28 protein-coding genes are annotated in these 22,659 nt (G+C 57.9%); 17 read left to right on the forward strand and 11 right to left on the reverse strand.

The window, feature by feature from the left end; all coding sequences use genetic code 11:
- The first annotated feature begins 209 nt into the window (after nt 1-209).
- The 7 genes from galP (at nt 210) to ruvX (ending at nt 5,778) form a co-directional block, all read left to right on the forward strand.
- Nucleotides 210-1,607: a galactose/proton symporter gene (gene galP, locus L379_RS04465; protein WP_015571832.1), complete on the forward strand. Its 1,398-nt coding sequence runs from the start codon at nt 210-212 to the stop codon at nt 1,605-1,607.
- 58 nt (nt 1,608-1,665) lie between these two features.
- On the forward strand, nt 1,666-2,163 hold the full coding sequence (locus L379_RS04460; RefSeq protein ID WP_015571833.1) for a SprT family zinc-dependent metalloprotease: 498 nt from the start codon (nt 1,666-1,668) through the stop codon (nt 2,161-2,163).
- A gap of 94 nt (nt 2,164-2,257) precedes the next feature.
- On the forward strand, nt 2,258-2,965 hold the full coding sequence (endA, locus tag L379_RS04455) for a deoxyribonuclease I (RefSeq protein ID WP_003860034.1): 708 nt from the start codon (nt 2,258-2,260) through the stop codon (nt 2,963-2,965).
- A 51-nt stretch (nt 2,966-3,016) separates the two neighbouring features.
- Nucleotides 3,017-3,748, forward strand: a complete 732-nt coding sequence (gene rsmE, locus L379_RS04450) for a 16S rRNA (uracil(1498)-N(3))-methyltransferase (RefSeq protein WP_017382923.1) — start codon at nt 3,017-3,019, stop codon at nt 3,746-3,748.
- Nucleotides 3,749-3,779: 31 nt separating this feature from the next.
- Nucleotides 3,780-4,727 carry a glutathione synthase gene (gene gshB / locus L379_RS04445; protein WP_015571835.1) on the forward strand — a complete coding sequence of 316 codons (948 nt, stop codon included), beginning with the start codon at nt 3,780-3,782 and terminating at the stop codon, nt 4,725-4,727.
- A gap of 74 nt (nt 4,728-4,801) precedes the next feature.
- Nucleotides 4,802-5,362: a YqgE/AlgH family protein gene (locus L379_RS04440; protein WP_032654982.1), complete on the forward strand. Its 561-nt coding sequence runs from the start codon at nt 4,802-4,804 to the stop codon at nt 5,360-5,362.
- The gene (gene ruvX, locus L379_RS04435; RefSeq protein ID WP_006811925.1) at nt 5,362-5,778 is read left to right on the forward strand and encodes a Holliday junction resolvase RuvX; all 417 of its coding nucleotides are present in this window, start codon (nt 5,362-5,364) and stop codon (nt 5,776-5,778) included. Before L379_RS04440 ends, ruvX begins: the two co-directional genes overlap by 1 nt.
- A gap of 10 nt (nt 5,779-5,788) precedes the next feature.
- Here ruvX and L379_RS04430 read toward each other — a convergent pair whose 3' ends face one another.
- Entirely contained in the window at nt 5,789-6,769 is a 981-nt protein-coding gene (locus tag L379_RS04430; RefSeq protein ID WP_017382924.1) for a type IV pilus twitching motility protein PilT, read from the reverse strand.
- A gap of 17 nt (nt 6,770-6,786) precedes the next feature.
- Between L379_RS04430 and L379_RS04425 the strand changes: the two genes are divergently transcribed.
- From L379_RS04425 to L379_RS04400, 6 genes are read left to right on the forward strand one after another with little or no spacing between them, the layout of a single operon-like run.
- Nucleotides 6,787-7,488 (forward strand): YggS family pyridoxal phosphate-dependent enzyme, encoded by a 702-nt coding sequence (locus L379_RS04425; protein ID WP_017382925.1) that lies wholly within the window; start codon nt 6,787-6,789, stop codon nt 7,486-7,488.
- A 21-nt stretch (nt 7,489-7,509) separates the two neighbouring features.
- Nucleotides 7,510-8,076, forward strand: coding sequence for a YggT family protein (locus tag L379_RS04420; RefSeq protein WP_015571838.1), 567 nt, complete (start codon nt 7,510-7,512; stop codon nt 8,074-8,076).
- Nucleotides 8,073-8,369: a DUF167 family protein YggU gene (gene yggU, locus L379_RS04415; RefSeq protein WP_032654984.1), complete on the forward strand. Its 297-nt coding sequence runs from the start codon at nt 8,073-8,075 to the stop codon at nt 8,367-8,369. Before L379_RS04420 ends, yggU begins: the two co-directional genes overlap by 4 nt.
- 3 nt (nt 8,370-8,372) lie before the next feature.
- Nucleotides 8,373-8,966, forward strand: a complete 594-nt coding sequence (locus tag L379_RS04410) for an XTP/dITP diphosphatase (RefSeq protein WP_032654987.1) — start codon at nt 8,373-8,375, stop codon at nt 8,964-8,966.
- The gene (hemW, locus tag L379_RS04405; protein ID WP_032654990.1) at nt 8,959-10,107 is read left to right on the forward strand and encodes a radical SAM family heme chaperone HemW; all 1,149 of its coding nucleotides are present in this window, start codon (nt 8,959-8,961) and stop codon (nt 10,105-10,107) included. Before L379_RS04410 ends, hemW begins: the two co-directional genes overlap by 8 nt.
- 56 nt (nt 10,108-10,163) lie before the next feature.
- Nucleotides 10,164-10,502: an endonuclease domain-containing protein gene (locus L379_RS04400; RefSeq protein ID WP_032654993.1), complete on the forward strand. Its 339-nt coding sequence runs from the start codon at nt 10,164-10,166 to the stop codon at nt 10,500-10,502.
- A gap of 83 nt (nt 10,503-10,585) precedes the next feature.
- Here L379_RS04400 and L379_RS04395 read toward each other — a convergent pair whose 3' ends face one another.
- The 3 genes from L379_RS04395 to trmB are packed head-to-tail and all read right to left on the reverse strand — an operon-like array spanning nt 10,586 to nt 12,405.
- Nucleotides 10,586-11,302 (reverse strand): YggN family protein, encoded by a 717-nt coding sequence (locus L379_RS04395; protein ID WP_003862419.1) that lies wholly within the window; start codon nt 11,300-11,302, stop codon nt 10,586-10,588.
- 57 nt (nt 11,303-11,359) lie between these two features.
- Entirely contained in the window at nt 11,360-11,686 is a 327-nt protein-coding gene (locus L379_RS04390) for a YggL family protein (protein ID WP_023304407.1), read from the reverse strand.
- Nucleotides 11,686-12,405 carry a tRNA (guanosine(46)-N7)-methyltransferase TrmB gene (gene trmB, locus L379_RS04385; protein WP_015571843.1) on the reverse strand — a complete coding sequence of 240 codons (720 nt, stop codon included), beginning with the start codon at nt 12,403-12,405 and terminating at the stop codon, nt 11,686-11,688. The genes L379_RS04390 and trmB overlap by 1 nt, the downstream gene beginning before the upstream one ends.
- Nucleotides 12,406-12,549: 144 nt before the next feature.
- Here trmB and mutY point away from each other — a divergent pair, with 144 nt between their 5' ends.
- The 4 genes from mutY (at nt 12,550) to L379_RS04365 (ending at nt 16,642) form a co-directional block, all read left to right on the forward strand.
- Nucleotides 12,550-13,602, forward strand: coding sequence for an A/G-specific adenine glycosylase (gene mutY, locus L379_RS04380; protein ID WP_169815223.1), 1,053 nt, complete (start codon nt 12,550-12,552; stop codon nt 13,600-13,602).
- A gap of 26 nt (nt 13,603-13,628) precedes the next feature.
- Entirely contained in the window at nt 13,629-13,901 is a 273-nt protein-coding gene (locus L379_RS04375) for an oxidative damage protection protein (protein WP_003862425.1), read from the forward strand.
- Nucleotides 13,902-14,025: 124 nt separating this feature from the next.
- A complete protein-coding gene (mltC, locus tag L379_RS04370) occupies nt 14,026-15,102 on the forward strand; it encodes a membrane-bound lytic murein transglycosylase MltC (RefSeq protein ID WP_017382930.1) in 1,077 nt (358 codons plus the stop codon).
- 283 nt (nt 15,103-15,385) lie between these two features.
- Nucleotides 15,386-16,642 (forward strand): nucleoside permease, encoded by a 1,257-nt coding sequence (locus tag L379_RS04365; protein ID WP_015571846.1) that lies wholly within the window; start codon nt 15,386-15,388, stop codon nt 16,640-16,642.
- 81 nt (nt 16,643-16,723) lie between these two features.
- On the opposite strand, the gene citG is transcribed toward L379_RS04365, so the two are convergent.
- The 7 genes from citG to L379_RS04330 are packed head-to-tail and all read right to left on the reverse strand — an operon-like array spanning nt 16,724 to nt 22,656.
- Nucleotides 16,724-17,527 carry a triphosphoribosyl-dephospho-CoA synthase CitG gene (gene citG / locus L379_RS04360; RefSeq protein ID WP_032654999.1) on the reverse strand — a complete coding sequence of 268 codons (804 nt, stop codon included), beginning with the start codon at nt 17,525-17,527 and terminating at the stop codon, nt 16,724-16,726.
- The gene (gene citX / locus L379_RS04355; RefSeq protein ID WP_032655002.1) at nt 17,505-18,044 is read right to left on the reverse strand and encodes a citrate lyase holo-[acyl-carrier protein] synthase; all 540 of its coding nucleotides are present in this window, start codon (nt 18,042-18,044) and stop codon (nt 17,505-17,507) included. The genes citG and citX overlap by 23 nt, the downstream gene beginning before the upstream one ends.
- Nucleotides 18,041-19,564: a citrate lyase subunit alpha gene (gene citF, locus L379_RS04350; RefSeq protein WP_023295416.1), complete on the reverse strand. Its 1,524-nt coding sequence runs from the start codon at nt 19,562-19,564 to the stop codon at nt 18,041-18,043. Before citF ends, citX begins: the two co-directional genes overlap by 4 nt.
- A 10-nt stretch (nt 19,565-19,574) precedes the next feature.
- Nucleotides 19,575-20,450, reverse strand: a complete 876-nt coding sequence (gene citE / locus L379_RS04345; RefSeq protein ID WP_032655004.1) for a citrate (pro-3S)-lyase subunit beta — start codon at nt 20,448-20,450, stop codon at nt 19,575-19,577.
- Entirely contained in the window at nt 20,447-20,740 is a 294-nt protein-coding gene (gene citD / locus L379_RS04340) for a citrate lyase acyl carrier protein (protein ID WP_017382935.1), read from the reverse strand. Before citD ends, citE begins: the two co-directional genes overlap by 4 nt.
- A gap of 16 nt (nt 20,741-20,756) precedes the next feature.
- Nucleotides 20,757-21,779, reverse strand: coding sequence for a [citrate (pro-3S)-lyase] ligase (gene citC / locus L379_RS04335; RefSeq protein ID WP_015571850.1), 1,023 nt, complete (start codon nt 21,777-21,779; stop codon nt 20,757-20,759).
- Between the two features lie 13 nt (nt 21,780-21,792).
- Nucleotides 21,793-22,656 carry a fumarylacetoacetate hydrolase family protein gene (locus L379_RS04330; RefSeq protein ID WP_015571851.1) on the reverse strand — a complete coding sequence of 288 codons (864 nt, stop codon included), beginning with the start codon at nt 22,654-22,656 and terminating at the stop codon, nt 21,793-21,795.
- Nucleotides 22,657-22,659 lie beyond the last annotated feature (3 nt).

Here is a 22,659-nt window from a genome sequence, read left to right on the forward strand (position 1 = left end):
CTGTTACATTCCCTTTCAGTTAAGTCTGAAATTTGTGCAAACGCGATGCACATCAATTAATTTACCTCTATATTTTCAAAGCTTTAATTATTTTTACGGTTACAAGCCAGTGTAACCGATTACACCGTTGTGATTTGACTCACATATTTTTATGAGCCGCTCACCTACTCTTAATATCGTAAAAACTGATAACCCAACTGGAGGGCATAATGCCTGACAATAATAAACAGGGGCGTACGTCCAATAAGGCAATGACGTTCTTCGTCTGCTTCCTCGCCGCTCTGGCAGGATTACTCTTTGGCCTGGATATTGGCGTAATTGCCGGTGCATTACCTTTCATCACCGATGAGTTCCAGATTAGCGCACACACCCAGGAATGGGTGGTTAGCTCCATGATGTTCGGTGCCGCCGTCGGCGCGGTCGGCAGCGGCTGGCTCTCCTTTAAGCTCGGGCGTAAAAAGAGCCTGATGATCGGCGCGATCCTGTTCGTTGCCGGCTCACTGTTCTCTGCGGCTGCGCCTAACGTTGAAGTGCTGATCATCTCCCGCGTGCTGCTCGGTCTGGCAGTGGGCGTGGCGTCTTATACTGCCCCGCTGTACCTGTCTGAAATCGCTCCGGAAAAAATCCGCGGCAGCATGATTTCCATGTATCAGCTGATGATCACCATCGGTATTCTGGGGGCTTATCTCTCGGATACCGCATTCAGCTACAGCGGCGCATGGCGCTGGATGCTGGGCGTAATCATCATTCCTGCCATCCTGCTGCTGATTGGCGTCTTCTTCCTGCCGGACAGTCCACGCTGGTTCGCCGCCAAACGCCGCTTCCATGATGCCGAACGCGTGCTCTTACGCCTGCGTGATACCAGCGCCGAAGCCAAAAACGAGCTGGAAGAGATCCGCGAAAGCCTGAAGGTCAAACAGTCCGGCTGGGCGCTGTTTAAAGAGAACAGCAACTTCCGTCGCGCGGTGTTCCTCGGTGTGCTGTTACAGATCATGCAACAGTTCACCGGGATGAACGTCATAATGTATTACGCGCCGAAAATCTTCGAACTGGCGGGCTACACCAACACCACCGAGCAGATGTGGGGCACCGTGATCGTCGGCCTGACCAACGTGCTGGCGACCTTTATCGCTATCGGTCTGGTGGACCGCTGGGGACGTAAGCCAACCCTGACGCTAGGCTTCCTGGTGATGGCCGTCGGGATGGGCGTGCTGGGTACCATGATGCACATGGGCATTCATTCCCCAACGGCACAGTACTTCGCCGTGGCGATGCTGCTGATGTTTATCATTGGGTTTGCGATGAGCGCCGGTCCGCTGATTTGGGTGCTGTGCTCTGAGATCCAGCCGCTGAAAGGGCGTGATTTTGGTATCACCTGTTCTACCGCAACCAACTGGATTGCCAACATGATCGTCGGCGCAACGTTCCTGACCATGCTCAATACCCTGGGTAACGCCAATACCTTCTGGGTCTACGCCGGTCTGAACCTGTTCTTTATCGTTCTCACTATCTGGCTGGTTCCTGAAACCAAACATGTTTCACTGGAACACATTGAACGTAACCTGATGAAAGGTCGTCCTCTGCGCGAAATCGGCGCACACGACTGATCCTCCTGCGGGAGGCGCCTCTTGCGCCTCCCCGCTTCCCGCTTTATGCTCTGCCCCTATGAAAGCTCCCCGTCTCCCCATCGCCATTCAGCAAGCCGTCATGCGCAGCCTGCGGGAAAAACTCGCCCAGGCCAACCTGAAGCTCGGCCGCAATTATCCTGAACCGAAGCTGGTCTATCAGCAGCGTGGCACCGCGGCAGGCACCGCCTGGCTGGAATCGTATGAGATCCGCCTGAATCCGGTGCTGATGATGGAAAACCAGCAGGCGTTTATCGACGAAGTCGTCCCGCACGAACTGGCGCACCTGCTGGTGTGGAAACACTTTGGCCGCGTCGCGCCGCACGGCAAAGAGTGGAAATGGATGATGGAGGCGGTGCTCGGGGTTCCGGCTCGCCGCACCCATCAGTTCGAGCTGGAATCGGTACGCCGCAATACCTTCCCCTACCGCTGCCAGTGTCAGCAGCACCAGCTTACCGTCCGCCGCCATAACCGCGTGGTGCGCGGCGAGGCGACCTATCGCTGCGTTAAATGCGGCGAACCGCTGGTTGCGGAATAATCACTCGAACTTTCAGGAACTTTCCTGATCTGACTGATTGCATACGGGAACAACATTCGTTACGTTGCGGGCTCGTTTTGACACGGAGTGTAAGATGTCCCGTAATGTTTCTCTCGCGGTCGCTTTTCTGGCGACAGCGCTCTCCGGCCATGCTCTGGCCGACGGTATTCACAGTTTCTCTCAGGCAAAAACCGCGGGCGTAAAGATTAACGCCGACGTACCGGGTGATTTCTACTGCGGCTGTAAAATTAACTGGCAGGGTAAGAAAGGGGTCGTGGATCTGGGATCCTGCGGCTATAAGGTGCGCAAGAACGAGAACCGCGCCAGCCGAATCGAATGGGAACACGTTGTTCCGGCCTGGCAGTTTGGCCACCAGCGCCAGTGCTGGCAGGACGGTGGACGTAAAAATTGCGCAAAAGATCCGGTCTACCGCCAGATGGAAAGCGATATGCACAACCTGCAACCCGCCGTGGGTGAGGTTAATGGCGACCGCGGAAACTTCATGTACAGCCAGTGGAACGGTGGCGAAGGCCAGTACGGTCAGTGCGCCATGAAGGTCGATTTCAAAGAGAAAGTCGCCGAACCACCTGCCCGCGCACGCGGCAGCATCGCCCGCACTTATTTCTATATGCGCGACCGCTACGATCTCAATCTTTCCCGCCAGCAGACGCAGCTCTTCAATGCCTGGGACAAGCTCTACCCGGTGACGGACTGGGAATGCCAGCGCGACGAACGTATCGCCAAAGTCCAGGGGAATCACAACCCTTACGTCCAGCGGGCTTGCCAGGCGCAAAAGAGCTAACCTACACTACGGCAATTCGCTTATATCGCATGACACATGGAATTTCTGACTATGCGCATCCCTCGCATCTATCACCCTGAACTGATTACCCCAGGCGGCGAAATCGCCCTGTCTGATGATGCCGCAAACCATGTAGGCCGCGTGCTGCGCATGGGGGCAGGCCAGGCGATTCAGCTCTTTGACGGCTCTAATCAGGTTTTCGACGCTGAAATTACGCGCGCCGATAAAAAAAGCGTGCACGTGAAGGTGCTGCGTGGCGACGTGGACGACCGGGAATCCCCGCTGCACATTCACCTGGGCCAGGTGATGTCGCGTGGGGAAAAGATGGAGTTCACCATTCAGAAATCCATTGAACTGGGTGTAAGCCTCATTACGCCACTTTTTTCTGAGCGCTGCGGCGTTAAACTGGATGCGGAACGTCTGAACAAAAAGATCCAGCAGTGGCAAAAAATTGCCATTGCGGCCTGCGAACAGAGCGGCCGCAACCGTATCCCGGAGATCCGCCCGGCGATGGATCTGGAGGACTGGTGTGCAGAAGAGGAAAGCGGGCTTAAGCTCAATCTTCATCCGCGCGCCAGCGCCAGCATCAATACGCTGCCGCTGCCCGTTGAGCGTGTACGCCTGCTGATTGGCCCGGAAGGCGGCCTGTCGGCTGACGAAATTGCCATGACGGCGCGTTACCAGTTTACTGATATTCTGTTGGGACCTCGCGTTCTGCGCACTGAGACAACGGCACTCACCGCCATTACCGCGCTACAGGTGCGATTTGGCGATCTGGGTTGAAGCAAAGCCTGACCCATAACCGGAGAAGAAGATGATTAAGCTCGGCATCGTGATGGACCCCATCGCAAACATTAACATCAAGAAAGACTCCAGCTTCGCTATGCTGCTGGAAGCGCAGCGTCGCGGCTATGAACTCCACTATATGGAGATGAACGATCTTTACCTGATCAACGGTGAAGCCCGCGCACGCACCCGCATCGTTAACGTCGAGCAGAACTACGAAAAATGGTACGAATTCGGTACCGAGCAGGATATTGCCCTGGCCGACCTTAACGTGATCCTGATGCGTAAAGATCCGCCGTTCGACACCGAATACATTTACGCCACCTATATCCTTGAGCGTGCCGAAGAGAAAGGAACGCTGATCGTCAACAAGCCGCAGAGCCTGCGCGACTGCAACGAGAAGCTCTATACCGCATGGTTCTCTGACCTGACGCCGGAAACGCTCGTCACCCGCAGCAAAACGCAGCTGAAAGAATTCTGGCAGAAGCACGGCGACATCATCATGAAACCGCTGGACGGCATGGGCGGCGCGTCGATCTTCCGCGTGAAAGAGGGCGATCCGAACATTGGCGTGATTGCCGAAACGCTGACCGAGCTGGGAACCCGCTACTGCATGGCGCAGAACTATCTGCCAGCCATTAAAGACGGCGACAAGCGTGTGCTGGTCGTAGACGGCGAGCCGGTGCCTTACTGCCTGGCGCGTATCCCGCAGGGAGGGGAAACCCGTGGCAACCTGGCGGCTGGCGGCCGTGGCGAACCGCGTCCGTTAAGCGAAAGCGACTGGGAAATTGCCCGCCGCGTCGGCCCTACGCTGAAAGCCAAAGGCCTGATCTTCGTCGGTCTCGATATCATCGGCGATCGTCTGACCGAAGTGAACGTCACCAGCCCGACCTGCATTCGTGAAATCGAAGCGGAATTCCCGATCTCGATCACCGGAATGCTGATGGACGCTATCGAAAAACGTTTACAGAAATAACCTGTGACAGCGCCTGTGTTTATCCCCATACTGGGCGCTGTCGCTTTTTAAACCAGGAAACAGTACCTCTGACAATGAATTTACAGCATCACTTTCTTATTGCCATGCCTGCTCTCCAGGATCCGATTTTCCGCCGCTCCGTGGTCTATATTTGCGAATACAACGAAGACGGCGCGATGGGGATTATCATCAATAAGCCGCTGGAAAACCTCCATGTGGAAGGCATTCTGGACAAGCTGAAAATCCCTGCTGAAGCGCGGCTGCCGGAAATCCGTCTCGATAAACCGGTGATGCTCGGCGGCCCGCTTGCAGAAGATCGTGGCTTTATCCTGCATACCCCGCCGGTTTTCTCGTCCAGCATTCGTATCTCCGATAACACCGTCGTCACCACCTCTCGCGACGTGCTTGAAACGCTGGGCACTGCCAGTCAGCCTTCTGAGGTGCTGGTTGCGCTCGGCTACGCCTCCTGGGAAAAAGGGCAGCTGGAACAAGAAATTCTGGACAACGCCTGGCTGACAGCCCCTGCGGATATGAATATCCTGTTTAAAACCCCTATCGCCGATCGCTGGCGTGACGCGGCAAAACTGATTGGCATTGATATTCTGACCATGCCTGGCGTTGCGGGGCACGCGTAATGAGCGGCACCCTTCTCGCCTTCGACTTCGGCACCAAAAGCATCGGCGTCGCTGTGGGTCAACGGATCACCGGCACCGCCCGCCCGCTCACGGCGCTGAAAGCTAACGACGGCACGCCGGACTGGAACCTTATTGAGCGCTTGCTCAAAGAGTGGCAGCCGGACGACGTGATTGTCGGCCTGCCGCTAAACATGGACGGCACCGAGCAACCGCTTACCGCCCGCGCGCGCAAGTTCGCGAACAAAATCCATGGCCGCTTTGGCGTCTCCGTTAAGCTGCACGATGAACGTTTAAGCACCGTCGAGGCACGCGCTGGCCTGTTCGAGCACGGTGGCTTCCGGGCGCTGAACAAAGGCAGCGTGGATTCCGCTTCAGCCGTCATTATCCTCGAAAGCTATTTCGAACAGGGTTACTGAGCGCCGGGGCCTACAGCCGCCCCTGCGCCCGTCGCTCCGCCAGACTCTGCTCAAAGTTCTGCATTCCCGCCTGCTGCCCCGTTTGAATAATGCCCGGCAGTTGCCAGGTTTTGCCTTCGCGGATCAGGTTGGCCGCCGCCGACGTATTCACCAGCAGCTCATACAGCGCCACGCGCCCGCCCTGGACATCCTGACGCAGCTTCTGCGCCAGGACCGCACGCAGGCTTCCCGCCAGCTGATTACGCACCGGATCTTTCTCCTGCGCCGGAAAGGTGTCGACCAGGCGCTCAATCGCCTGCGCCGCGCCGCGCGTATGCAGCGTGGCTAACACCAGATGGCCGGTTTCCGCCGCCGTCAGCGCCAGGCGTATCGTCTCGCTGTCGCGCAGCTCACCAAGCAGAATCACATCCGGATCTTCACGCAGCGCGCTGCGTAGCGCCTCGGCAAAGGACGGGCTGTGCTGGCCTATCTCCCGCTGCTGGATCAGGCAACGTTCGCTCTGGTACATAAACTCCACCGGATCTTCCAGGGTCAGAATATGCCCGTCTGTCTGATGATTGAGGAAATCGACCATCGCGGCCAGGGTGGTCGATTTTCCGCTGCCGGTGGCGCCGGTGACCAGAATCAGGCCATTGTCATTAGACAGCAGTTCCGGGATCGCTCGCGGCACACCTAACGCAGAGAGCTGCGGGCACGTCAGCGGCAACAGCCGCAGCGCAATCGAAACGCCGTGCATATGCTTAAACGCACTGCCGCGCAGCCGCTGACCGTCTGCGAGGGTAACGGCAAAATCCACCTGCCCGTTTGCCCACCATGCGCCCTGCTGTTCATCGTTGAGCCACGCTTTTAATAATGCCTCCACATCCGGGGGCGGAAACGGCGCAGGTTCAAGACGGCCTGACCTGCGCCAGCGCGGTGGCGAATCACTGCACAGGTGTAGATCGGAGACGTTATGCTTTACACTAAGGGCCACAATTTCTTCCACATCCATAGACTACTCCTCGGAAAATGAACGACATTGCGCATAACCTGGCACAGGTCCGGGACAAAATCTCAGCCGCGGCAACGCGTTGCGGCCGTGCTCCAGAAGAAATTACGTTGCTTGCAGTCAGCAAAACCAAGCCTGCGAGCGCCATCGCAGAAGCGATAGCCGCCGGTCATCGTGCCTTTGGCGAAAACTATGTGCAGGAAGGCGTGGATAAAATTCGCGCTTTCCGGGAACGGGGAAATACAGACCTGCAATGGCACTTTATCGGTCCGCTACAGTCGAACAAAAGCCGTCTGGTAGCAGAGCACTTTGACTGGTGCCACACGATCGATCGTCTGCGCATCGCCACCCGTCTGAGCGACCAGCGCCCGGCGGAGATGCCAGCGATTAACGTGCTGATTCAAATCAACATCAGTGATGAAAACAGCAAGTCCGGCATTACGCTGGGCGAACTGGATGCGCTGGCGGCGGACGTGGCGGCGCTGCCGCGTTTAACCCTGCGCGGGCTGATGGCTATCCCGGCGCCAGAGTCAAGTTATGAAAGGCAGTTTGCCGTGGCACAGCAAATGGCTGTAGCATTTGAGGCGCTTAAGGCGCGCTATGACACGGTAGACACGCTTTCTCTGGGCATGTCGGACGATATGGAAGCCGCCATCGCGGCAGGCAGCACCATGGTGCGCATCGGCACGGCAATTTTCGGTGCGCGCGATTACCCCCAATAATAAGGAAACCTGAGGAACGCCATGAAGACGTTGACTTTCCTGCTTTCAACGGTCATTGAACTGTATACGATGGCGCTGCTGTTGCGCGTCTGGATGCAGTGGGCCCGTTGTGATTTTTACAATCCATTCTCACAATTTATCGTGAAAATCACGCAGCCCGTTGTGGGGCCGCTTCGCCGCGTCATTCCGGCAATGGGGCCAATTGACAGTTCATCTCTGCTGATGGCGTTTATTCTGAGCGTTATCAAAGCGATCGTGCTGTTTATGGTCATCACTTTCCAGCCGATTATCTGGATTTCAGCCGTTCTGATCCTGGTTAAAACCGTCGGCTCGCTGATCTTCTGGGTCCTGCTGGTGATGGCGATCATGAGCTGGGTAAGCCGGGGCCGTAGCCCGGTGGAGTACGCGTTGATTCAGCTGACTGAACCGTTGCTGCGTCCGATTCGTAGCCTGCTGCCTGCAATGGGCGGAATCGACTTCTCCCCGATGCTTCTCGTTCTGCTGCTGTACGTGCTGAATATGGGTATCGCGGAACTGTTACAGGCGACGGGTAATATGCTGCTGCCGGGGCTGTGGATGGCGTTATGAGTGCAGTTAGCTCCTGCGCCGACGGGCTGGTTTTACGGCTGTACATTCAGCCGAAAGCCAGCCGCGACAGTATTGTTGGGCTGCATGGCGACGAGCTAAAAGTCGCCATCACTGCCCCGCCGGTTGACGGCCAGGCGAATGCGCATCTGACCAAATATCTGGCTAAACAGTTTCGCGTCGCTAAAAGCCAGGTCATCATTGAGAAAGGTGAACTTGGCCGGCATAAACAGGTAAAAATCCTTAACCCGCAATCTATCCCGACGGAAGTCGCGGCTCTGAAAGAACAGGACTAAACCATGCAGAAAGTTGTTCTCGCCACCGGTAACGCCGGTAAAGTGCGCGAGCTGGCCTCGCTATTAAATGATTTTGGGCTGGACGTGGTGGCCCAGACCGAGCTGGGCGTGGACTCCGCCGAAGAGACCGGCCTGACGTTTATCGAAAACGCCATTCTGAAAGCGCGCCACGCCGCGCAGATCACCGGACTGCCCGCGATAGCCGATGACTCCGGTCTGGCCGTGGATTTTCTGGGCGGTGCGCCGGGGATTTACTCCGCCCGCTATTCCGGGGTGGACGCCACCGACCAGCAGAATCTGGAAAAGCTGCTTGTGGCCCTGAAAAACGTCCCTGACGAACAGCGTACCGCGCAGTTCCACTGCGTGCTGGTCTACATGCGTCACGCGGAAGATCCCACGCCGATTGTCTGTCACGGCAGCTGGCCGGGCGTGATCACCCGTGAAGCGGCGGGCAACGGCGGCTTTGGTTACGACCCGATTTTCTTTGTCCCGACCGAGGGAAAAACCGCTGCGGAACTCACCCGCGAAGAGAAAAGCGCGATCTCCCACCGTGGACGCGCCCTGAAACTGTTACTGGAAGCACTGCGTAATGGCTAATTTGCCGCCTCTGAGTCTTTATATTCACATCCCATGGTGCGTGCAGAAATGCCCGTACTGCGATTTCAACTCGCACGCGCTGAAGGGCGAAGTGCCGCACGATGATTACGTCGCGCATCTGCTGGCCGATCTGGATGCCGATGTACCGTACGCGCAGGGACGTGAAGTGAAGACCATTTTTATTGGTGGCGGTACACCGAGCCTGCTGTCAGGCCCGGCGATGCAGACGCTGCTGGATGGCGTGCGCGCACGCCTGAACCTGGCAGTGGATGCTGAAATTACGATGGAAGCCAACCCCGGTACCGTTGAGGCCGACCGTTTTGTCGAGTATCAGCGTGCGGGCGTGAACCGTATCTCTATCGGCGTGCAGAGCTTTAGCGAGCCAAAGCTGAAGCGTCTGGGGCGTATCCACGGCCCGGAAGAGGCAAAGCGCGCGGCAAACCTGGCAACGGGGCTTGGGCTGCGCAGCTTTAACCTCGACCTGATGCATGGCCTGCCGGATCAGTCGCTCGAAGAAGCGCTGGACGATTTGCGTCAGGCGATCGAACTGAACCCGCCGCACCTGTCGTGGTATCAGCTCACCATCGAGCCAAACACCCTGTTTGGCTCGCGCCCGCCGGTGCTGCCGGATGACGACGCGCTGTGGGATATCTTCGAGCAGGGCCACCAGCTTTTGACCGCGGCGGGGTATCAGCAATACGAAACGTCGGCGTATGCGAAGCCGGGCTATCAGTGTCAGCACAATCTGAACTACTGGCGTTTTGGTGATTATCTGGGAATTGGCTGCGGCGCACATGGCAAAGTGACCTTCCCGGACGGACGCATTCTGCGTACCGCCAAAACGCGTCACCCGCGCGGGTATATGGAAGGCCGCTACCTGGAGCGTCAGCACGACGTCGAGGCGGCGGATAAACCGTTTGAGTTCTTTATGAACCGCTTCCGTCTGCTGGAAGCCGCACCGCGCGCGGAGTTTGCGCTCTACACCGGGCTGCCGGAGTCGGTGATTCGTCCGCAGATTGACGAGGCGCTGGCGCAGGGGTATCTGACCGAGTGTGATGAGTCCTGGCAGATCACCGAGCACGGCAAGCTGTTCTTAAACTCCCTTCTTGAGCTGTTCCTCGCTGAAAATCCTGAAGGCTGATTCAGGATTTTACATCCCGTTCTGCTGGCTGAGGGAAAGGCTGGCAGAGTGTGGGGATGGAAAAATCAAAACAACTCTGCAAACAAATGACACCCGAAGAATTACGCTTCTGGTATTTGCTCAGAGGTCGTCGTTTCTTCGGGTATAAGTTTCGTCGTCAGATGCCGGTTGGGCCGTATATCGTGGATTTTGCCTGCTTTAAGGCGAAGCTGATTATTGAGCTGGACGGTGGGCAGCATCAGGATGAGGAGAACTATGATTCACGTCGTACCGCGTTTTTGAATACGAACGGATGGGAAGTCGTACGGTTCTGGAATAATGAATTTCGCGTTAACGAAGATGAAGTGTTAAATATCATTCTTCAACGACTGCAATGCCTGATGCCCTCACCCTAACCCTCTCCCACAGGGAGAGGGAACTGGTTACTCCCTCTCCCTGTGGGAGAGGGCCGGGGTGAGGGGTCCTTCGCGCAGAGGCGTTACTTCAACGTCCCCACCAGCGCCTTCCGGCTGTCTTCCAGCGACACCACGCGTTTACACACGTCTTTGCCGAACTGCTGGAAATCGGCTTCCTGATTCTTCCACTCGTTCTGAATCGAGGTTTGCAGTCCGCCCAGGCTACCCAGTACACCCTGCAACGGATTACCGCCACCCTTCAGCACCGCTTTGGCGCCCATCTCGTTGATGCTGTCCTGGAGAATGCCGCCCATCGCCTGGTTCACCAGCTGCTGACCGTCGGCACGCACCTGATCGATCGCCTTATAGTGGAACGTCAGGCCATCAGAGCGCGTCTCGATAATACGGTTCATCTGCTCTTTCAGCTGTTTATCCAGCTTCGTCAGGCGGGTGCGCATATTGCTGCTCTCCCCCACCTCTTTGGTGATGATTTTATCCAGCGCCACGCGGCTTTTCTCGACGCGGGTCAGCGCGCCATCGTTGATCCAGGGCAGCGCGGTACGCAACTCGGCCTGGTAGTCCATCGCCTGCTCGCGCTGAGCGGCCGTCAGGTTTTGCGGTTTGCCGTTAAAGGTCACGTTGCCATCCGGCGTAATCACCAGATTGCCATTCTCGCCCTTAACCTGCACGGTTTGCGGACTCAGCACCACGTCATCACGCGGGGTGACGCTACATTTATACTCCGCATGGGCGGTGGATCCGATTGCCAGTAATGCAACAGCCAGCAACGTTTTGCGCATCTTTAACACTCCCTCAGACAAAATGGGCCAGCTAATGCTGGCCCCGTTCTTGCTTTATTAGTCCCACCAAACGTCGAAAAGTTCGCTAACGCGGACATCTTCCAGTTTGTGGTCTTCAAGCCATTTGCGTATCAGCGCCTGATGCTCTTCGGTGCATTTCCCCACTTCCTGGGTGCAAATCAGACCTTCCCACGCCAGATAGCCGCTACCGTCGAAGGCCAGCTTGTTTGGCTCGATCACCTCGTTGATGAATGCATCAACGTCCTGATCGATCTGCTCAACGCTGGTGCCTTCCGGGAAACGCCAGGCAACGGAGAAACCCACTTCCTGGAATTCTTCGATGTGCATCTTTTTACGCAGACGACGGCTACGATTCTTTGCCATTATTTCACCCTCTCGAACATTAAGTCCCATACACCGTGACCAAGACGATGGCCACGCTGTTCAAATTTTGTCACCGGACGTGAATCCGGACGCGGTACGTAGTCGTTGCTTTCAGACTGATTTTTATACCCGTCCAGGGACGACATCACTTCCAGCATATGTTCCGCATAAGGTTCCCAGTCGGTCGCCATGTGGAAGACGCCGCCCAGCTTAAGCTTGCTTTTCACCAGCTCGGCAAACGGTGCCTGAACGATACGGCGTTTATTATGACGCGCTTTGTGCCATGGGTCAGGGAAAAAGAGCTGAACCATGTTCAAAGAATTGTCAGGAATCATTTTGTGCAGCACTTCCACCGCGTCGTGACACATGACGCGCAGGTTCTCAACGCCCTCTTCGTGGGCCGTTGCCAGGCACGCGCCGACGCCCGGCGAGTGTACTTCGATACCGAGGAAGTTCTGCTCCGGGCGCGCTTTCGCCATGGTCACCAGCGAGGTGCCCATGCCAAAACCAATCTCCAGCGTCACTGGCGCGTCGCGGCCAAACAGGTCGGTGAAGTCGAGCGGTTGCTCGCTGAACTCAACGCCCATCACCGGCCAGTAGTTGTCCAGCGCGTGTTGCTGCCCTTTTGTCAGGCGCCCCTGACGGCGGACAAAGCTGCGAATACGGCGCAGCGGGCGACCGTTTTCATCAAATTCCGGTGAAATGACGTCGTTTTTCATAAAAGAGTTGTCTGCTTGTGAGAATGTTCGGGAAACGGGCATTATCCAAAGTTAAGGCTTCTATGCAAGCATGGGAAAGATCCGGTTTACAGCAGATTGACGCTGTGCTGCAATCTGCGTCCCTGATTAAGCGAATCGATGACCATGCAAGCCTCTCAATTTTCAGCCCAGGTGCTGGACTGGTACGACAAATACGGGCGTAAAACCCTGCCCTGGCAAATTGAAAAAACGCCGTACAAAGTATGGCTCTCTGAGGTGATGTTGCAACAAACGCAGGTCGCGACGGTCATTCCTTACTTCGAGCGTTTTATGGCGCGCTTCCCGACAATCACCGATCTGGCCAACGCGCCGCTGGACGAGGTACTGCACCTGTGGACCGGCCTCGGCTATTACGCCCGCGCGCGCAACCTGCACAAAGCCGCACAGCAGGTCGCCACCCGCCACAACGGTAAATTCCCGGAGACCTTTGACGAGGTGGCGGATTTGCCCGGCGTCGGGCGTTCAACCGCAGGCGCAATCCTCTCCCTCTCTTTAGGCAAACATTTCCCTATTCTCGACGGCAACGTCAAGCGCGTGCTCGCACGCTGCTACGCCGTAGATGGCTGGCCGGGCAAGAAAGAGGTTGAGAAACGCCTGTGGGAGATCAGTGAAGCGGTCACTCCGGCGAAAGGAGTGGAGCGTTTTAACCAGGCGATGATGGATCTGGGCGCGATGGTCTGCACCCGTTCAAAACCGAAGTGCGAACTCTGCCCGGTAAACAACCTCTGCGTGGCGTATGCGAACCACACCTGGGCGCAGTATCCGGGGAAAAAACCGAAGCAGACGCTGCCTGAACGCACCGGGTACATGCTGCTGATGCAGCATGGCGACGAGGTGTTTCTCGCTCAGCGCCCGCCGAGTGGCCTGTGGGGTGGTCTATACTGCTTCCCACAGTTTGAGGATGAAGCCTCGCTTCGGGCATGGCTTGAACAGCGCGGCATTGCGGCCGATACCCTGACGCAACTCAACGCGTTCCGTCATACCTTCAGCCATTTCCATCTGGATATTGTGCCGATGTGGCTTCCCGTGTCCTCATTCACGTCGTGCATGGATGAAGGCAACGCTATCTGGTATAACTTAGCGCAACCGCCATCAGTCGGGCTGGCGGCTCCCGTGGAGCGCCTGTTACAGCAATTACGTGTCGGTGCAATGGTTTAGCATCGGCAAGACAAAGAGGAATGAGTATGGCCAGAACCATTTTTTGTACTTTCCTACAGCGCGACGCTGAAGGCCAGGATTTCCAGCTCTACCCGGGCGACCTGGGTAAGCGCATTTACAACGAGATCTCCAAAGAAGCCTGGGGACAGTGGCAGAAGAAGCAGACCATGCTGATCAACGAGAAAAAGCTCAGCATGATGAACCCGGAACACCGCAAACTGCTGGAGCAGGAGATGGTGAACTTCCTGTTCGAGGGTAAAGACGTCCATATCGAAGGCTATACGCCACCGGAAAAATAATACTCTGCGGCTGCTGCCCGGCGGCGCTGCGCTTGCACGGGCCTACGGTTTCGTAGGCTGGGTAAGCGCAGCGCCACCCGGCAACAGCAACCCCAAAGCAAACACAACACGCACTCCCGGAATGATGAAAAAACTTTTAGCGCTAGCCCTTGTTGCGCCGTTGCTTGTGTCTTGTTCTTCCAAAAAAGGCGATGAATACAACGAAGCCTGGGTCAAGGACACCAACGGTTTTGACATTTTGATGGGGCAGTTTGCCCACAACATCGAGAACATATGGGGATTTAACGAAGTTCTTATTGCCGGACCGAAGGACTACGTTAAGTACACCGACGCCTATCAGACCCGTAGCCACATCAACTTCGATGACGGTACGATTACGGTTGAAACCATCGCAGGGACTGAACCTGCGGCGCATTTACGTCAGGCCATCATCAAAACCCTGCTGATGGGCGACGATCCGGGGTCTATAGACCTCTACTCTGATGCCGATGACATCACCATCTCCAAAGAGCCGTTTCTGTATGGCCAGGTCGTTGACCAGACCGGTCAGCCGATCCGCTGGGAAGGCCGCGCCACGAAATTTGCCGACTACCTGCTGCAAACGCGCCTGAAAAGCCGCACCAACGGCCTGAAAGTGATCTACAGCGTCACGATCAACCTAGTGCCGAACCACCTCGACAAGCGTGCGCATAAGTATCTGGGCATGGTGCGTCAGGCGTCGCGTAAGTATGGCGTGGATGAGTCGCTGATCCTGGCGATTATGCAGACCGAGTCCTCGTTCAACCCCTACGCGGTAAGCCGTTCCGACGCGCTGGGGCTGATGCAGGTTGTACAGCACAGCGCCGGTAAAGACGTGTTCCGCGCACAGGGGAAATCCGGCACGCCGAGCCGCAGCTACCTGTTCGATCCGCAAAGCAACATTGATACCGGTACGGCCTACCTGGCGATGCTGAACAATGTCTACCTGGGCGGGATTGATAACCCAACCTCACGCCGCTATGCGGTGATCACCGCCTATAACGGTGGCGCGGGCAGCGTGCTGCGCGTCTTCTCAAATGACAAAGTGCAGGCCGCGAACATCATCAACAGCATGGCGCCGGGGGATGTCTACTCAACCCTCACCACCCGCCACCCGTCTGCGGAATCACGCCGCTATCTGTATAAGGTGAATACGGCGCAGAAGAACTACCGTCGCCGCTAGAAAACTACCCCTCACCCTGCCCTCTCCCAGAGGGAGAGGGTATTCAAGTTCCCTCTCCCTCTGGGAGAGGGTTAGGGTGAGGGGACATCAGACCGCACCCATCTCATCCCACCCATACGAAAATGCTATTTGCATCACAATCCAGACTGCAAATTAATGTGGATTGCATTTTTTTGCGGGAGGTAACAAAACATATCGTTGCCAACTGATAGAATTGCATCAAATAACAACCCTGAATGTTCCCAAAACAACATATCTCCCGCTCACTTGTGAGGAAAGTAACATGAACCTTAAGCTGCAGCTTAAAATCTTGTCGTTTCTGCAGTTCTGCCTGTGGGGTAGCTGGCTGACTACACTCGGCTCCTATATGTTTGTGACGCTCAAGTTCGATGGTGCGTCGATCGGTGCCGTTTACAGCTCGCTGGGTATTGCGGCTGTCTTCATGCCAACGCTGCTCGGTATCGTGGCGGATAAATGGCTAAGCGCGAAATGGCTGTATATGCTTTGCCACCTGGTGGGTGCGGGGACGCTGTTTATGGCGGCCGAAGTGACCACGCCGGGGGCGATGTTCATGGTGATCCTGCTTAACTCGCTGGCCTATATGCCAACGCTTGGCCTGATCAACACCATCTCCTACTATCGCCTGAAATCTGCCGGTCTGGATATCGTCACCGACTTCCCGCCAATCCGTATCTGGGGCACCATCGGCTTTATCATGGCGATGTGGGGCGTGAGCTTCGCGGGCTTCGAGCTGAGCCATATGCAGCTCTACATCGGCGCGGCGCTCTCCGTACTGCTGGCGCTGTTCACCCTGACGCTGCCCACCATTCCGGTATCTAACCAGCAGAAAAACCAGAGCTGGAGCACCATGCTTGGCCTGGACGCCTTCGCACTGTTCAAAAACAAGCGCATGGCGATCTTCTTTATCTTCTCCATGCTGCTGGGCGCGGAACTGCAAATCACCAACATGTTCGGTAATACCTTCCTGCACAGCTTCGATAACGATCCGCTGTTTGCCGGGAGCTTTATCGTCGAACACGCGTCGGTGATGATGTCCATCTCGCAGATCTCCGAGACGCTGTTCATCCTGACCATCCCGTTCTTCCTGAGCCGCTACGGTATCAAGAACGTCATGCTGATCAGTATCGCCGCCTGGATGTTGCGCTTCGGTCTGTTCGCCTATGGCGACCCAAGCGCGTTCGGCACCGTGCTGCTGGTTCTGTCGATGATTGTTTACGGCTGTGCCTTCGACTTCTTCAACATCTCCGGCTCGGTGTTTGTGGAAAAAGAGGTGAAACCTGAAATCCGCGCCAGTGCGCAGGGCATGTTCCTGATGATGACCAACGGCTTCGGCTGTATTCTGGGCGGCGTGGTGAGCGGTAAAGTGGTGGAGATGTACACCACCAACGGCATCACCAACTGGCAGCCAGTGTGGCTGATCTTCGCCGGGTACTCGCTGGTGCTGTTCTTCGCGTTCATCGCGCTGTTCAAGTACAAGCACGTGCGCGAGCCGCACGGTGCGCAGCCGATCGCGCATTGATTGTTGTGCCCGGTGGCGGCTTCGCCTTACCGAGCCTACAAACCGTAAACCGTAGGCCGGGTAAGCGTCAGCGCCACCCGGCTATTTTATTCCAGAAAGCACCCACCCCACCGACAGCAAATCCGCACTGCCGCCCGGGCTCAGATTGCGTTCAATCAATGCCTTATCCATCTTCAGCAACGCCTCGCAGTCCCAGCCGTTAGCCAGTAATTCCCGCGCGTAGCCCTGAACGTAGCGCAGCCCCTCAATGCCGCCGCGCGAAACGAGATTGCTGTCCTGATTTACCGCCATCAGGCGCAACAGCAGGCCGTGAAGCGACTGACCGTTCCACGCATCCAAAGCCTTACGCACCGTGGCAAAGCCGCTTTCTGCCTCGCCACGCGCGCCGGTTAAACCGTACAGCTGAAACTGCCGCTCCCCCGCCGTTGCCTGCCCGCTGCGCCCGGCCAGCTCCCTCGCCACCAGCCCACGACAGATGTTACTTACCTCACAACAGAGGCTATCCGCAGAGATATTTTTCACACGCCCGGCGGCGAAGCAGAGCAAACCGAGGGCAAAAATCCCGCCCTTGTGGGTATTTACCCCGCCCGTGGCGGCGTACATTGCCTGCTCGCAGGCCATTCCCATTGGGCGAAGAATCCGCAACTGCCGATCGGCAGGTTTGGCCGCATGTGCTTCACCCAGTTCCGCAAACCGGGCAAACCACGGCGTAATCGCCATAATGCTGCGGACAAACAAGGCATGGTCCATATCGCGATGGGAGCCGTTATTGAGCCTGTCCACCAGCCCCGGTTTTGGCGTCAGCTCCAGCTCCTGCCACAGCGCCTCTGCGGCAAGCGCAGGGAGATCAACCGGGCGCGGTTCAGTCGCGAGCAAACCAGTCATCGATCATCTTCTCCACGCGGGAAACCACCTGCTCAGCGGGGTGATTGCGTGAACGGGAACAGGCATGAGCGGGCTCGTCACAGATCAGGCAGCGTCTGAGATTCGCCCCCAGCGACTGACGCCCGACGTGGCCGTGCTGAGGGCAGATCACATCCAGATCCCACAGCCTGCCGAGTGGGTGCGTCTGCTCCAGTTCTGCACAGTGCGCCTTAATTTCCGCCGCCGGATGCGCGATGCACCACAAGGCTTCAGGTCCGGTGGGTAGCCACAGCACCTTACGGTCCAGCACCTGCCAGCGGTTTTCCCACAGCAGCTGGTCGCACATTTGCAGCGCCACGCCCATGGTGTTGCGATAGCGAAGGCTGTCTTTGATTTCCCCAGGCGTAACCAGCGTGAGGGAGATCACCGGTTGTTGATAGTGCGCAAGCATGTCAGCCTGGCGCGCTGCGCGGCGTTCTTTCGCCGCCAGCAGTTCGTCCAGGCTGACACCCGTCCGCACGGGTGTCGCAATAGTCACACTTCCTCCTTTACCTGTCGAACGGTGTCGATCACGCTGCCGTCGCGGTAACGGATCACCCCGACGATTTTGTCGGTGAACTCAATCGGTTTCGGTACGCCTGTCAACGAAATCGCTCGCTCATACAGCGCGTTGATATCTACAACCTTCAGCCCTGCTTCCATAAGTCGTTCGCGGATCTCCGGGCGCGCCGGGTTGACCGCAATACCGTGGTCGGTGACCAGCACGTCAATGCTCTCCCCCGGCGTGAGGCGGGTGGTAACGCGCTTCACGACGGTCGGGATGCGGCTTCGCAGCAGCGGCGCGACCACAATGGTCAGGTTGGCTGCCGCCGCCACGTCGCAGTGTCCGCCGGATGCGCCACGCATCACGCCATCGGAGCCGGTGATGACATTGACGTTAAAGTCGACGTCGATTTCCAGGGCGCTGAGGATCACCACGTCGAGCTGGTCGCAGCTTGCCGCCTTGCTGCCGGGGTTGGCGTAGACGTTGGTGGAGATCTCCACGTGGTTCGGGTTGCGCGCCAGCGAGGCCGCTGCCTGGCCGTCAAAGCACTGGGTGTCGAGCAGCTTTTCGATGAGCCCCTTCTCGTGCAGATCCACCAGGCTGCCGGTGATGCCGCCAAGGGCGAAGCGCGCCTTCACGCCGCCGCGCTCCATCTTCTCTTCCATAAAACGGGTGCAGGCGGTGGCCGCTGCACCGGAGCCGGTCTGCATCGAGAAGCCTGGTTTGAAATAGCCAGAGTGTTCAATCACGTCCGCCGCATAGCGGGCGATCATCAGCTCGCGCGGGTTGCTGGTGACGCGCGCCGCGCCGACGCTGATTTTCGCCGGGTCGCCCACGCTCTCCACCTGCACGATGTAGTCCACCTGATCCTGCACCAGGCTGGCGGGCATATTGGGGAATGGCACCAGCGCTTCGGTCAGCAGCACCACCTTACGGGCAAAGTGCGCATCCACCATGGCGTAGCCCAGCGAACCGCAGCACGATTTTCCGTGCGTGCCGTTGGCGTTGCCAAACTCATCGCTGCACGGCACGCCAAGAAATGCCACGTCGATGCTCAGTTCGCCGTCCTGGAGCAGCTTCACGCGCCCGCCGTGGGAGTGAATTTGTACCGGCTCGTCCATTAGCCCGTGGGAGATGGCATCCGCCAGCCTGCCGCGCATGCCGGAGGTGTAAATCCGGGTGATGACGCCACTCTCGATATGCTCGATCAGCGCGTCATTGCAGGTCATCAGCGAGCTGGAAGCCAGGGTCAGATTTTTGAAGCCCATCCGCGCCAGCAGCGCCACGACGGTGTTGATCACCCGGTCGCCTTCGCGAAAGGCATGGTGGAAGGAGATGGTCATCCCGTCCTGCAAGCCGCTGCGCTTAACCGCCTCTTCAATAGAGGCGCAGAGCTTGCGGCTGTGCTTCGCCTCGCTGTCCGCCAGCCACGGCGTCGCGCTGTGGGCGGTATCAAAGGGTTTCAGATCCCGCAGATGGGGGAAATTTACATGGAGAAGTTCTGTCTGATTCATTATGTCATCCTTACCGACGCACGCCAGAGGCCGCCGCGCGCTCCAGCACCACCTGCGCGTGGTTAATAATCGGTGCATCCACCATTTTGCCGTTGAGCGACACCACGCCCAGGCCGTTACGCTCGCCCTCTTCTGCCGCCTCAATCACCCTTTTGGCGTGATCCACCTCTTCCTGAGTCGGGGCGTAGGCGTTGTGCAGCAGGTCTATCTGGCGCGGGTTAATCAGCGATTTGCCGTTGAAGCCCATCTTGCGGATCAGGTCGACCTCGCGCAGGAACCCGGCTTCGTCGTTAACGTCGGACCACACCACGTCGAAGGCGTCGATACCGGCGGCGCGTGCGGCGTGCAGCACGGCGCAGCGGGCGTAGAACAGCTCGGTGCCATCGCCGCGCTCGGTCTGCATGTCCATCACGTAGTCAAAGGCGGCCAGCGCGATGCCGATCAGGCGCGGGGAGCTGCGGGCAATCGCCACGGCGTTGATGACGCCAATGGCCGATTCAATCGCCGCCATCACGCGGGTGGAACCCACTTCGCGCCCGCACGCTTGCTCAATGCGCTCGAGGTGGCCTTCCAGCTCGTAGATGTCATCCGGGGTGTCGGTTTTCGGCAGGCGAATCACGTCCACGCCCGCGCGCACGGCGGCCTCCAGATCCAGCAGGCCAAATGGCGTGTTCAGCGGGTTAATGCGCACCACGGTTTCGATATCCTGATACATCGGGTGCTGCAACGCGTGGAACACCAGCATGCGCGCGGTGTCTTTCTCGCGCAGGGCCACGGCGTCCTCAAGGTCAAACATGATGGAGTCGGGGCGGTAGATAAAGGCGGTAGAGAGCATGGCGGCATTGGCGCCTGGCAGGAACAGCATACTGCGGCGGAGTTTACTCATTTCAGCGCCCCCCAGTTGATGGCCTGTTCATCGGCGGCACGCAGAAGCGCGCTTTGCAGGCGAGCGCGGATCACACAGTCCAGCGCCCCTTTGTCTTCAATAATGATTAATCCCTGGTGCACGTTCATGGCGCGCAATGTGTCGTTGACCACCTGGCGTATCTGCTCGCCAAACTGCTTAATCACTTCACTGTGGATGACAATCTCCAGCTCACCGTGAGCGGGGGCGATTTTCACCATCAGGTCGCTGGACTCCTGCGTTCCGGCCAGCGCCTCCCTTACAATATTCATGATAAATTCCTGATAGTTATGCGACTTCCGCACTCGCACGATAATGTGCTTCGAGGTGCGCGAAGGTGGAGTCCGGGACAATCTCCCGGATCCGGGAAAACTGCTGTGTCTTGAGTAAACGGCGCACTTCCGAGGCCGAAATGGCGTTGCCGGTGGCCTTGATGCGCGGCATCTCCACCACCTCAATATGCGAGGCCAGAAGGTCGTGCAGCGTCTGGTTGTACTGGCGGGTGATGTCGCAGAACGGCTCCGAGCCGATGAAGCGGTGCGTGATGCCCAGCGCCGGGGCGATATAGTCCCGGAAGATCAGCACGTCGATCTCGCTCCACGCCTGCTGCACTTTGCCGGTCTCCTTCAGGAAGTAGGCCGGGAAGGTGGCGCGGGAGATGATGTACTGCGAGCCTTCATGCACCACCACGTTCGGCAGATGCGCCACGCCCGCACGCACCATCTCAATGCGCGCGCTGAACGGGAAGAACGAGGCGTCTTCACGCACCACAAACAGATGCAGGGCATCGCACTGCGTCGCCGCCTGCTCCACCAGATGACGATGGCCGAGGGTGAAGGGATTGGCGTTCATCACGATCGCGCCCGTTTTTTCCCCACACCGGCGCTTCGCGCGCAGGGATCGGCAGTAGCGCGCGATCCCCTGCGGAGTGTTCTCCATTAGCACCGCGTTGTTCCCGCTCTGGGCAATCGGCCAGAAACCGCTGCGGCCAAAGCGCTCCTTATTGCACGGACGGGTGCAGAGGAAGAGGTGAAAATGGCCGCGCTCCAGCGCCGCGTTTTCCACCTCTGCCAGCAGACGCGCGCTGAGGTTTTCCCCACGAAGCTGCTCGTTGACCGCCACGCATTTGATGACGTTGGCAGCCAGCCCGGCGCAACCCACCAGCTGCGCGCCGGACCAGGCTTCGACAAACAGCGTGATGTCGTTGTCCAGGCCAAGGCCGCTGTCTGCCAGCAGGTAGCGGATCTGGCTTAAGCGTTCCGGGTGTTTCGCCACAACGGTGTGTCGAAAATCAATGGGTTGCGATTGCATGCTGCCGCCTTACTCAGTGCGCTGCCGCGAGCCCAACGGCTGGCGCTTCCACGATCACGTTGCTCAGATGACCGATATGCTCGATCTCCACCTCAATGCGATCCCCCTCCTTCATAAACAGCGGCGGGTTGCGCTTTTTACCCACGCCGCCAGGCGAGCCGGTGATGATCACGTCGCCCGGGCTAAGACGGGTGAAGGTGCTGATGTACTCGATCAGCTCCGCCACCTTGTGGATCATGCTGCTGGTGTTGTCCTCCTGCACCATGCGGCCGTTCAGCCAGGTGCGGATCGCCAGGCTGTGCGGGTCCGGGATCTCATCCGCCGTCGCCATCCACGGGCCGAACGCCCCGGTCTGGCGCCAGTTTTTCCCGGCGGTGAACCAGGTGTGCTGCCAGTCGCGGGCGGAGCCGTCCATGTAACAGCTGTAGCCCGCCACGTGGCGCAGGGCGTCGTCGCGGCTGATGTTCTCCCCGCCTTTGCCGATGATCACCGCCAGCTCGCCTTCGTAGTCGAACTCGCTGGAGTGGCGCGGCTTCAGCACCGGCTCGTTGTGGCCGGTCTGTGAATCCGGGAAGCGGACAAACAGCGTCGGAGCCGGGTTGTGCTGGTCAAACTCCTTGCGCTTGTCGGCATAGTTCATGCCCACGCAGAGGATTTTTTCCGGCTGGACAATCACCGGTAAGAAGGTGATGGCATTCAGCGGTACATCCACCGCGTCGTTCAGAAAACGGGTGGCCTGCGCCAGCCCGTTCCCCTGCAACAGCGCTTTAAGGTCGCCATAGCGGTCGCCCAGGCGGCGGCCCAAATCAATCACGCCTTCGGCCTGTACGATGCCGTAGCTGCGTTTTCCCTGGTATAAAAAGCTTGCGAGTTTCATTGT

It is taken from the genome of Enterobacter sp. MGH 33, assembly GCF_000534535.1.
GTDB classification, from domain to species: domain Bacteria; phylum Pseudomonadota; class Gammaproteobacteria; order Enterobacterales; family Enterobacteriaceae; genus Enterobacter; species Enterobacter hormaechei_C.